Raw genomic sequence first — 3,419 nt, 5'->3', positions numbered from 1 at the left:
TGCCTGTTAACCGGCTAATCCGGGGCCCAGGGCTACGGTGAAATGAACACGCCGCCAACAGAAGATACTTGACCGGTGCTGACGGTAGGGTTACACCTGTCTCATGACGGATCGGCAACCGCTGTATCTGGAACCTGGCACTGAGGTTGCCTGGCAGTTGGCCGGTGACCATGCCGGAGAGTACGTGGTGGTCAACGATTATCTCGGCTATCTGGCCGATCGAAACTACTCGGCGCGCACGTTACGGGCCTACGGCTACGATCTGTTGGCGTTTTGCAGGTGGCTCGACGAGTCTGATCTTGCGTTGGAATCAGTAACTACGACATCGCTTCTCGACTTCATGCGGTTCTGTCGGCAGGCGTCGATTCCGGGCCGCCCGGCCAATGTGTTGTCGATGACTGGGCAACGGCTCGATCGGTACTCGCCGACCACCATCAACCACCGACTCGCGGCGTTGACGGGGTTGTTCACCTATCGCAGCATCACCGATCCTGACCTGGTCAATCCGGTCCCGAGTGGGCGTGAAGCACGCCGCGTCACCGCCGAGGAACGCAACGCCCTGCTCGGTCATCTGGTCAAGCCGAAGAAGCGGTCAGCGTTGCGGCTACGCGAACCGCGTCGGCTCCCTCGGGCGCTGGATCGTCGCGAGACCGCAGATCTGGTGGCGAGCCTGCGCACCTGGCGGGACCGGTCGTTGGCCGGTTTGATGTTGTTGTCGGGGTTACGCTCGTGCGAGTTGCTGACCCTGGATGTGACCGATGTCGATATCGGCGCCCGCTGGGTTCGGGTTCTGGGCAAGGGCGGCAAGGAACGCCGGGTGCCCCTCGATGTTGAGGTGGCTGGCCTGATTCACACCTACGTCCTCACCGAGCGGCCCGAATCATCCAGTAGCCGTTTGTTTCTAGTGGCGAAGGGACCGCACCGGGGTCAGCCGCTGACCGCGGCCGGACTACGCACGATCTTCCGCTACCACCGCCTCAAATCCGGCGTGACCGCCGGCCACCCCCACGCGCTGCGTCACACCTTCGGCACCGCGATGGCCGAAGCCGGTGTCGATCTGGCGGTGATGCAAGCGCTGCTCGGCCACGCTCACGTCGATACCACAGCCCGCTATATCCATTTGACCCCGACACATGTCAAAGCAGAGTTCGATGCAGCACGCACACGACTTCGCACCCAGACCTGAGACACCGGCAGAGGTCCAGGCCGCCTACCTCGCCCATCTGCGGCGGCGTGGCCGCGGCAACCCGGCCTACACGCAGGCGGCACGCTCATTCCTCAACCGCTGGCCCACCGTCGCCGACTGGGCCGCCGAACCTCTCGACAAACGCCTGGCCGCGAACTGCTCCACCCGCCCGTTCATCACGTTTCTGATGGTCAGCGGCCGACTTGCACCCGGATACGACTACCTCGTGTACCGCAAGCTCAGCAGCATCTGGCTGGAACTGGCAGTCAGTCCACTCAACGCTGATCTTCAGCGCTTTGTCAGTACGGCAAAGGAATTGGGGTTCACCGACCGGGTGGCATCGGCGATCGCCTCACAGATCATCGCGCGGTTGCTCATCCAGACCCAGCGCCCGTTGACCGGCCTGTGCGAGGACGACCTCGCCGACCTCCTGCAGGCGTGCAGACTGCGCGAAGAACACACCGGGCGCGGCGCGAAGCACTACCGCAGTACCCTGCACAGTGCGCGGCAGATCCTGTTCCATCTGGGCATCCTCGATTCCGAGGCGCCACCGGCGACGACCGCGCACAGCCTCGAGGATCGGATGGCCGATGTGCCGGCAGCGCTGCGCCCGGCATTCGTGGGCTACCTCAACCGCAAGTACGCCACCTGTGCACCGAAAACCGTCAGCAGCATCGCGACCCGGCTCGCGCATTTCGGTCGCTTCCTGGCTGTCACCGACCCCGAGTTGACCTCGCTGGCCCACCTCGACCGCCGACGCCATGTCGAACCGTACCTGGCGTCGTTGCCCACCGCCGTCAACAGTGTCACCGGTGCACCCATCACCGTGGCCGATCGGATCAGACGCGTGCACGCGGTCGGTCATTTCCTGGCCGAGATCACCGAGTGGGGATGGGACGACGCGCCAGCGCGCAAACTGATCTTCCGTGGCGACCTGCCTCGCCCGCAACGGTTTCTGCCGCGCTACCTACCCGTAAATTCCGATCGCAGGCTTGCTGCAGCGCTGGCAGATTCGCCGTATCATCTGGCCGCGGACGCCCTGCTGTTGCAGCGGGCGTGTGGGTTGCGAATCGGGGAACTCCTCGACCTCGAACTCGACTGCATCCATGAGATCCCGGGGCAAGGGTCATGGCTGAAAGTGCCACTGGGCAAACTGGATTCCGAACGCATGGTGCCCATCGACGACGACGTCCTCACTCTCGTCGACCGCATCACCACCACCCGCACTCACGGCCGGCCGTTACGTCACCCCCGCACCGGTGCTCCAGCCGACTTCCTGTTCACCCACCACGGAAAACGTCTTTCACAGAACGCGTTACGCGCCGAACTCAACCGGGCAGCCGCGGCCGCCGGGCTCGACCACATCACCCCGCACCAACTGCGCCACACCTATGCCACCGCCCTGGTCAACGCCGGGGTTTCCCTGCAAGCGCTTATGGCGCTGCTCGGACACGTCTCCACCCAAATGAGTCTGCGCTACGCGCACCTGTTCGACTCCACCGTCCGCACCGAATACGAGCGAGCCCTCGACCTCGCCAAGAGCCAGATCGGCACACTCGCCGTCGACCGGCCTCAACTCCCGATCACCGATATCACCGGATCCGACTGGAAACAGGCTCCGGCCATCAAGTCGCGCCTGGCCGGCGGCTACTGCCTGCGGGCACCCGCCCAGGGAACCTGCCCGTATGCCAACATCTGTGAACATTGTCCCAGCTTCCACACCGACGCCACCCATCTCGGAGTCCTTGCTGCGCAACGCATTGATGCTCAACAGCTCGCCGAGGATGCCGAGTCGCGTGGCTGGATCGACGAGGCGCGCCGCCACCAGCAACTCGTCACCCGCCTCGATACTCTCATCGCCAGCACCACCGAGACTGCATGAGCAGCAAAGCCCTAGTCGAGGTTGAACGAACCTGCGCCGAGCTCGCCGCCGCAGGCCAACCGATCACATTCACCGCAGTCGCTGCCCGCACCAAGATCGGTCGTGCGACCCTATACCGCAACACCGAAATACGCGCCATCATCGATGAACACCGCACTCGACAGACCGACGCCCGCACACTCACCGGCCTCGCTACCGAAGTTGCGCACCTGCGAACGATCGTCGAGAGCCTCGCCGACACCGTCGCCCAGCACGACGAACAACTGCGTCGGCAACGCCGCAAACCGGATCGACAATGAACCATCCGGCCGATCGTTGCCGCAGGCTCGACCACTATTAGCCAGTCAATGC

At 64.1% G+C, this 3,419-nt stretch carries 3 protein-coding genes; all 3 read left to right on the top strand.

Annotation, left to right across the window (positions count from 1 at the left end):
• Nucleotides 1–103: 103 nt before the first annotated feature.
• Genes VX037_RS23635 through VX037_RS23625 form a run of 3 tightly spaced genes read left to right on the top strand, consistent with a single transcriptional unit; the run spans nt 104 to nt 3,367 of the window.
• Complete coding sequence (locus VX037_RS23635; protein WP_266063940.1) at nt 104–1,186, top strand: tyrosine-type recombinase/integrase; 1,083 nt, start codon at nt 104–106, stop codon at nt 1,184–1,186.
• Complete coding sequence (locus VX037_RS23630; RefSeq protein WP_266063941.1) at nt 1,152–3,068, top strand: tyrosine-type recombinase/integrase; 1,917 nt, start codon at nt 1,152–1,154, stop codon at nt 3,066–3,068. The genes VX037_RS23635 and VX037_RS23630 overlap by 35 nt, the downstream gene beginning before the upstream one ends.
• Nucleotides 3,065–3,367 (top strand): DUF6262 family protein, encoded by a 303-nt coding sequence (locus tag VX037_RS23625; RefSeq protein WP_235726272.1) that lies wholly within the window; start codon nt 3,065–3,067, stop codon nt 3,365–3,367. Before VX037_RS23630 ends, VX037_RS23625 begins: the two co-directional genes overlap by 4 nt.
• The last annotated feature ends 52 nt before the right edge of the window (nt 3,368–3,419 follow it).

Origin of the sequence: Gordonia sp. Z-3 (assembly GCF_036233855.1) — a bacterium.
GTDB classification, from domain to species: Bacteria; Actinomycetota; Actinomycetes; order Mycobacteriales; family Mycobacteriaceae; genus Gordonia; species Gordonia tangerina.
Note: the sequence above shows the minus strand (reverse complement) of the source record. Positions and strands in the feature narration are given on the sequence as shown.